At 44.2% G+C, this 7,213-nt stretch carries 10 protein-coding genes; 4 read left to right on the top strand and 6 right to left on the bottom strand.

From position 1 onward, the window contains the following. On the top strand, positions 1–427 hold a 427-nt coding region (locus Q7J27_02635; GenBank protein ID MDO9528037.1), incomplete at its 5' end, for a methyltransferase domain-containing protein. 100 nt (positions 428–527) lie between these two features. Here the strand turns inward: Q7J27_02635 and Q7J27_02630 are convergent. From Q7J27_02630 to Q7J27_02620, 3 genes are all read right to left on the bottom strand, one after another. Continuing rightward, complete coding sequence (locus Q7J27_02630) at positions 528–1,106, bottom strand: LemA family protein (protein MDO9528036.1); 579 nt, start codon at positions 1,104–1,106, stop codon at positions 528–530. 159 nt (positions 1,107–1,265) lie between these two features. Further along, a complete protein-coding gene (locus Q7J27_02625; GenBank protein ID MDO9528035.1) occupies positions 1,266–1,988 on the bottom strand; it encodes a hypothetical protein in 723 nt (240 codons plus the stop codon). Positions 1,989–2,241: 253 nt separating this feature from the next. Next, the gene (locus Q7J27_02620; protein MDO9528034.1) at positions 2,242–3,036 is read right to left on the bottom strand and encodes a TPM domain-containing protein; all 795 of its coding nucleotides are present in this window, start codon (positions 3,034–3,036) and stop codon (positions 2,242–2,244) included. A 291-nt stretch (positions 3,037–3,327) separates the two neighbouring features. On the opposite strand from Q7J27_02620, the gene Q7J27_02615 reads away from it, so the two are divergent. Genes Q7J27_02615 through Q7J27_02605 form a run of 3 tightly spaced genes read left to right on the top strand, consistent with a single transcriptional unit; the run spans position 3,328 to position 5,826 of the window. Next, positions 3,328–3,936 carry a shikimate kinase gene (locus Q7J27_02615; protein MDO9528033.1) on the top strand — a complete coding sequence of 203 codons (609 nt, stop codon included), beginning with the start codon at positions 3,328–3,330 and terminating at the stop codon, positions 3,934–3,936. A gap of 3 nt (positions 3,937–3,939) precedes the next feature. Then, positions 3,940–5,001: a chorismate synthase gene (aroC, locus tag Q7J27_02610; protein ID MDO9528032.1), complete on the top strand. Its 1,062-nt coding sequence runs from the start codon at positions 3,940–3,942 to the stop codon at positions 4,999–5,001. Positions 5,002–5,052: 51 nt separating this feature from the next. After that, positions 5,053–5,826: a prephenate dehydrogenase/arogenate dehydrogenase family protein gene (locus tag Q7J27_02605; GenBank protein ID MDO9528031.1), complete on the top strand. Its 774-nt coding sequence runs from the start codon at positions 5,053–5,055 to the stop codon at positions 5,824–5,826. Positions 5,827–5,890: 64 nt separating this feature from the next. On the opposite strand, the gene Q7J27_02600 is transcribed toward Q7J27_02605, so the two are convergent. The 3 genes from Q7J27_02600 to Q7J27_02590 form a co-directional block, all read right to left on the bottom strand. Further along, on the bottom strand, positions 5,891–6,295 hold the full coding sequence (locus Q7J27_02600; protein MDO9528030.1) for a SoxR reducing system RseC family protein: 405 nt from the start codon (positions 6,293–6,295) through the stop codon (positions 5,891–5,893). 51 nt (positions 6,296–6,346) lie between these two features. Next, complete coding sequence (locus Q7J27_02595) at positions 6,347–6,565, bottom strand: NifU family protein (protein ID MDO9528029.1); 219 nt, start codon at positions 6,563–6,565, stop codon at positions 6,347–6,349. Positions 6,566–6,966: 401 nt separating this feature from the next. Further along, on the bottom strand, positions 6,967–7,213 hold a 247-nt coding region (locus Q7J27_02590; GenBank protein MDO9528028.1), incomplete at its 5' end, for a hypothetical protein.

Below are 7,213 nucleotides of genomic sequence, written 5' to 3'. Positions count from 1 at the left end.
CCACTGCGGATCAGGTCTCTTTTCGTTTTTTTTAGCCGGTTATGTCCGGCAGGTCTTGGGCATAGAGCTTGACAGAAAATCGGTTGAATGTGCCCGGCTGAACTATAAAAATCACGGGATATCAAATGCGGACGTTTTCAGAGGAGACGTAAAAACTGTTGTGAAAAATGAAATTATAGCAAAGAGGATCAATGTTGATCTTGTTATCCTTGACCCACCTAGGATTGGTTGCGATAAAGAGCTGCTTTCCCGTATTGTTGCTCTGAATCCCGGGAAGATAATCTATGTTGCCTGCAATCCCGCGACACAGGCACGGGACATCAGCTTTCTGGCCGATAGGGGCTTTTCATTGAGGGCACTGCAGCCGATAGATATGTTCCCCCAGACGAAACATATTGAGGTGATAGCCGTTCTTGAGAAAAGCTGAGGGTTCTTGTTCAGAAGAAAATTCTGTCAACAAGAAACCGATTCCTCAAAATGTGTGTTCCTTGTAACTGCTGATCTTTTGGCCCCCAAATCTTCCCGCTCTACTTAAATTCGACTTTTGGGGTAGCCTTGGCGGATTCAGGAACCTCGAAGAAGTCAGCCTTGCCAAAACCGAACATTCCAGCCAGGAGATTGGCAGGAAAACTTCTGATTTTGATGTTGAATGTCTTTACTGCTTCATTGTAACGCCTTCTCTCGACGGCTATCCTGTTTTCTGTCCCCGCCAGTTCGTCTTGAAGCCTCATGAAATTTTGGTTTGCCTTGAGGTCCGGATACCTTTCCACGACGAGCAGCAATCTGCTCAGGGCGGTCGTTAACTCATTGTTTGCCTTAATCTTTTCAGAGATTTTTCCGGCACCGCCTACTTTTGACCTCGCATTTGTTACATCAATAAAAACAGATCTTTCATGTTTTGCATAACCTTTAACGGTTTCCACGAGATTGGGAATCAGGTCGTATCGCCTCTGGAGCTGGTTTTCTACCTGTGCCCATGATCCCTTCACGGACTCATCCAGAGAAACGAAAGAATTGTAAGTACCTCTGAAAAAAGAGTAAAAAGAAAAAACAAATACTGCAATTATTGTAAGTACAATCAACAGGTTTCTTTTAGCGCTGGTCATTTTCTACCTCCTTAAAGTTGAGAAAAGGGTCACCTGTCAACGAATGACTTTCAGCAAAAACAAGCACTTGTCGGGCATGAAACGGACAGCCATGCCCCCGCGCATTGTATAGTGCCGATAGCTGACAGCCGACACAATTGAATGATTTTGATAGCAAGATTAAACTTCGAATTTATCAACTATTCCCGATAGTTTTCTCACCTCCATGAGATATGCTTTGAAGATTTCCTTTATTTCAGATGATGAAAAACTTTCCTTGTCCTCCTTTATATCTGCACATTTCAGGAAAACATCGGCGTTTATTCCAAACTTTTCCGCAACGGATTTGATAACCTCGCGTCTGTCCCCGGGTATTTCTACTTCTACAAGGTATAGAAGAGCTTTGAAGATGGAGATAAAAGCGGTGAGCGATATCTTTATCAGATTACGAATCCTTTTATCCTTCCCTTCGGTTTCCAGAAAACCTTCCCTTAAAAGGAGTATCTTTCCCTTCAATTCTTTTTCACACTGTAACCTGAGAAAACCGGGATTGAAGGATAATTCTTTTAATACATCTTCCCCGAAGACTGTTATGTAATTTTTCTGCATGTTGAGAAATTCAATGGGGTATGAGTCGATGGAAGAGTTGATATAGGAGTTTGTCATGAAAAGTGGAATGGCTACATTCTTCTTTTTCCACTTGGAAACCACATTGATTGCCAGGTCTAAATTATCTATTCCTTGTTCGGAAAGCACGATGAGAAAATTGAGATCAGATTTTCCAGGAAGGTAGTTATCTCCGGCGCCGCTTCCGTAAAGGATGATAGAAACGAGATCATCTCCGAAAGCCTTTCTGAAATCATTGGTTATCTCTACAAATGCATCTTCTGGTTTTTTAGCCATTTTTTGTCTCTCCTTAACAGTCAGCAATTAGCGAAGCATCTAAATTTTGATGCATTCGTAAAAAGTCATAAACTGCACCTGTTGTCATCCTGAACTTGTTTCAGGATCTCGCTTGTTTCAGCATCTAATCATTTCAGTAAGTTAGAGACCCTGAATGATCCTGAAACAAGTTCAGGACATGATTCAGGGTGACAAAAAAACTTTTTACGAGACCATCAAAAACTTGTTATTGCTGAAAACTAAACTCTTGCCTTTAAAATCCCCGGCCGGCACCACCGCCCCCGCTCATCCCGCCGCCAAAGCCTCCAAAACCACCGCCAAAGCTGCCAAAACCACCTGCACCTCTGCCGCCGCCGCCCATTAATAGCATAAGCATGAGAAAAGGCAGCATCGCCCTTCCACGTCTTGTGCCCAAAAGCATTGTCATGATAATGAAGAACAGAATCAGGGTGAAAAGATTTCCCCCTCTGCTTGTCCTGCGAGGATTCGGTTTATAGACCGGTGTTTTTCCCGTTAAAGATATATTTGCATCCCTGGCCACGATTGTGGATACCGCTATCATGGCGTTTGACAGACCCTTGCCGTAATCGTCCGTTTTGAGAAATGGTACCACATATTTGTCTAAGATCTCACCCACCAAACCGTCAGGAAGAATTCCTTCAACCCCGTAGCCGGTTTCTATCCTGACTCTTCTTTCCTTAACAGCAAGAAGTATAAGAATTCCCTTGTCTTCCCCCTTTTTCCCAATGCCCCAGGTTTGATATAGGCGGCTTGCAAAGTCGGCAGGGTCATTGTCCCCGATACTCTTAAAGGTGGCAACAACTACCGATGTCCCCGTTTTTTCAAGTACTTCAAGGGCTAAGCTGTTCATGGGCTGTTTATATTGAGCCTGGATAACCCCGGCGAAGTCGTTAATGGCGCCCACAGGTTTTGGAAAAATTTCATTTGCGAAAGAATTGGGGGCAAACAGGAACAGCAGTATTATAACGAGTGATATGGATATAAATTCTTTGAGTTGGAACGACGGATTTTTTGTTTGTTTAACCATTTCATATAACGGGGATTGTCTTACTGTATAACCTATTGAAGCCTCATTTCGATTGCACTGCATACTATTCACTAATTTTGAAAATAGCAAACTTTATCTTGAGAAGGATGCAAAACATGTTGAGTGGCACTATGAATTCCTGTAAAGTAGTAGCGGATATTTTCTGATGTAGGAATGTATTGTATCAAGTTGCATTCATTTTTATTCTTATGGACAGGCGAGACGCCTGTCCTACCCTTCATGGTGGGTCGGGCGTCTCGTCCGACAGAGTCTTAGGCGCTCAGGTTAGCTGTGAACATTATTTTGATAGGTTACCGTGGTACGGGAAAATCAACTGTAGGAAGAAAACTTGCGGACACTTTGAACATACCCTTCTATGATACTGATGAGCTTATACAAAAACGAACCGGCAGGGTCATCAAAGAAATAGTTGAAGAAGGGGGATGGGGATCTTTCCGCGAGGAAGAAAAAAAGATTATCAGAGGACTTTCTTCTGTCAGGGAGAGTGTAATAGCCACAGGCGGAGGGGCGGTTATGGATGAGGAAAACCTGAATGTCCTTAGAAAAAAAGGGGTTTTTATCTGGCTTACCGCCGATGTCAGGACAATAATTGAGAGGATGGAGAAGGATAAGATCAGTGATGAACAGAGACCTTCCCTTTCAAAAGATGATCTTTATAAAGAAACTGCAAACATGCTTGAGATGCGGATGCCTGTCTATCGTCAGTTGGCAGATTTTACTGTTGATACGTCGGAAAAGGATATTGATGTGGTAGCGGATGAGGTCTGTTTATTCAGTTCAGAGTTCAAATTTCAAAGTTCAAAGTTTCCGACTCAGAACTCAGAACCCAGAACCCAGAACTCAGAACCCAGAACTCGGAACTCAAAACTCAGGAGATAAAACATGTCAGGAAGTTCAATAGGGACACTTTTCCGGGTTACTACCTGGGGAGAGTCACATGGCAAGGCGATAGGGGTTGTTGTGGAAGGATGTCCACCCTGCATCAGTCTTAGTGAATTGGAAATACAAGAAGAACTTGACAGGAGACGACCGGGACAGGGCCCTGGATCCTCGCCAAGACAAGAAGCAGATATTGTGGAAATCCTCTCCGGCATCTTTGAGGGTAAAACTACGGGAACTCCCATCTCCCTTATTATTAGAAACAGGGATGCAAGAAGTGAATCCTATGATGCAATGAGGGATGTCTTCAGGCCTGGTCATGGTGACTTTACTTACCATAAAAAGTATGGCATCCGTGATCACAGGGGAGGCGGTCGTGCCTCCGGCAGGGAGACCGCTGGACGTGTTGCTGCCGGTGCCATTGCCAGGAAGATTATTAATCGTGAAGGCATACATGTTACAGCTTATACAAAAGAGCTGGGAGGCATTCCTGCAGAAAGGATGTCCTACGAAGATATAGATAAAAATTATGTAAGATGTCCCGATAGTGATGCCGCCCTCAAGATGGAGAAAAGTTTGGAAGAGGCGAAGAACAGCGGGGATTCTATCGGCGGTGTTGTAGAGGTACTGGTCAAAGGATGTCCTCCGGGTCTGGGAGAGCCGGTCTTTGACAAAATCGATGCCGATCTGGCCAAGGCACTCATGAGCATCGGGACAGTTAAGGGAGTGGAAATAGGCGCGGGGTTTCAGGCCGCAAGGATGTCAGGCTCGGAATGCAACGACCCGATTACTCAGGAGGGATTTTTGACGAACAATGCAGGAGGGATACTTGCCGGTATCACCAATGGAGATGAAATAGTCATTCGGATCGCTTGTAAACCGATTCCCTCTATCGAGAAGGAACAGCAGACGGTTGATATTCATGGTAAGCCGGTAAATATATCGATTAAGGGGAGGCATGACGTCTCGGTAATTCCCCGAATTATACCTGTTTGTGAGGCGATGGTGAGTATTGTGCTTGCGGATCACCTGTTGAGACAGAGGGTTTTACAGGAACAGCAGTAAGGGAAAAGGAAAAAGGGGACTGTCCCCTTTTTAGGTGGAGGTTATTTTTAGATGAAGAATTTTGAAATAGGGATCATCGGCGGCACCGGTGGTATCGGTAAGTGGTTTGCCGACTTTTTTAAGAGAGAGGGGTATGCCGTTCATGTATCGGGAAGAAACACAGGGATGGATATCCCGACTATGGCCGAGAAATGTGAGGTTGTCATCGTAAGTGTGCCTATAGGAGTCACCTGCGAAGTTATTGAGCAGGTCGGCCCCCACATGAGAGAGGGCACCCTTTTGATGGATCTTACCTCTTTGAAAGAAGAACCGGTGAAATCCATGTTAAAGCATTCTGTATCGGAAGTAATAGGGGTTCATCCTCTATTCGGACCGGGTGTTGATACGCTTGCCGGACTTAATGTGGTTCTCTGCCCTGTCAGAACAAAGAGGTGGCTTGTCTGGCTTAAGGAAGTCCTGGAGGGAAACAGTGCTAATGTTGTTGAGTCGACACCGGAAAAACATGATAAGATGATGGCAATTGTTCAGGGCTTGAATCATTTGAATACAATTACCCTGGGAATGGTTCTCAATGAGACAGGAACAGATCTTTTGGAACTGAAAGACTTTGCCACACCTATTTTCAACACTAAAATTAGTATTTTGGAAAGAGTTTTCGGAGACAACCCAAGACTGTATGCCGAAATAATTACCTCGAATCCGAATATCAACAACATCCTTGATATCTATGAAAAAATCTTATCTGAGCTGAAAGGATTAATTGAAGAAAAGGATTCTAAGGGTTTAATAGAAATGATCAAGGAACGTACCTGCGCCGGTCTGTAGGATGAGACCGTTACGGAACTCGCAAAGCTCTCAGGATAAAAGAGAATAGAATTTGGAATTTAGATTAGCGGAAGACTTTGGTAATCCTTGGTGCATAGGATTCTTTGGGTTTAGTTTTTCTGAGATAGAAGTAAGTAAAAATAGAAAAGGTGAAAAATCCACCCAAGCTGCCAAGTGCCGTCATACCTTCAGAGTCAGTAAGCTGACCGGTTAAGAGAGCACCCAGGACAAGTCCTGTTAGGGGTATCATATAAACGAGGAACGATAGTTTTGCAACCGCGGCAGAATTTATTTCAATTCTTACCCTGTCCCCTTCTTTAGCCCCCAGACTGTTTTCCGCAAAAAGCAACTTCTTTCCACTGCTGCCCTCGAAGCAAGCGTTGCAACTTCCGCAAGCCTCGCTCTTTACAACCTCTAATTTGGCCAAATTTTCGTTTATTATTTCAAGAACTGTGGCTTCTTCTTGCATCTCGCAGATCCCTTAACAAATTAAGGAGCATGGCAAATACATCATCCTTAGTTAAACTCTCTTGACCCCCTTTACTCCCGGCACTTTCTCTTTTAATGTTTTTTCAACAAAATTACTCAAAGTCATCTGCGACATAGGGCAACCCGCACAGGCACCGAGAAGTCTTACCTGGACTACGCCATCCTCTATACCAACGAATTCAATATTACCGCCATCGGCTTGGAGACTTGGCCTTATAGCATTGAGAACTTCTTCGACTTTCTCTTGCATAGCTTTCCTCACCTCGAAAATGTATTTTTAATGCTCGGTTCTTTTAGCAAAAACTCTTCGTACCTATAGCAATGATGTTTCAAATAACACCATAATATCGGTATTGCAAGGAATGTTTCATTTTTGAACTGAACAGCGAGCGCATGAATTACCCCGCCTAAAGGCGGGGGGCATCCATAATCCTTCTCCTCCCCCTTGACGGGGGAGGACTAAGGTGGGGGTGAAAAATTTGTCAAATACCCCCTCTTCCTAACCTTCTCCCGCCGGGGGAGGGGGGTTGTTGTTTAAAAGAAATAATCGGTAAAAACCTTTGATATAAACGCAATTTATCAATTCAATTTCAATCAATTAATATTCAATGTTGTCAATTAATATTCAATTGACACACAAGAATGTTTTTCTTATACTTTTATTATCAGAAATGTCCTGCCTGTCGGTGGTAAAAGATATCCCTCAGAGGCGTGGTTTTCCGACCCCGCCTCTGAGGCTGGATTCCGGATCAAGTCCGGAATGAGTGCGCCTGGGAGCAGGCGTGATTTAGGAGGTGAAAGTCCTCCTCCGGGATTATGCCCGATTCCGGTAGCCGAAGGTAACTGCGTCGCTGTGAGGCGGGGTGGGGAGCAACCGGAGGCGAACATGCAGTCCGTA

The sequence above is a fragment of the Syntrophales bacterium genome, assembly GCA_030655775.1.
Taxonomy (GTDB): Bacteria; Desulfobacterota; Syntrophia; order Syntrophales; family JADFWA01; genus JAUSPI01.
Note: the sequence above shows the minus strand (reverse complement) of the source record. Positions and strands in the feature narration are given on the sequence as shown.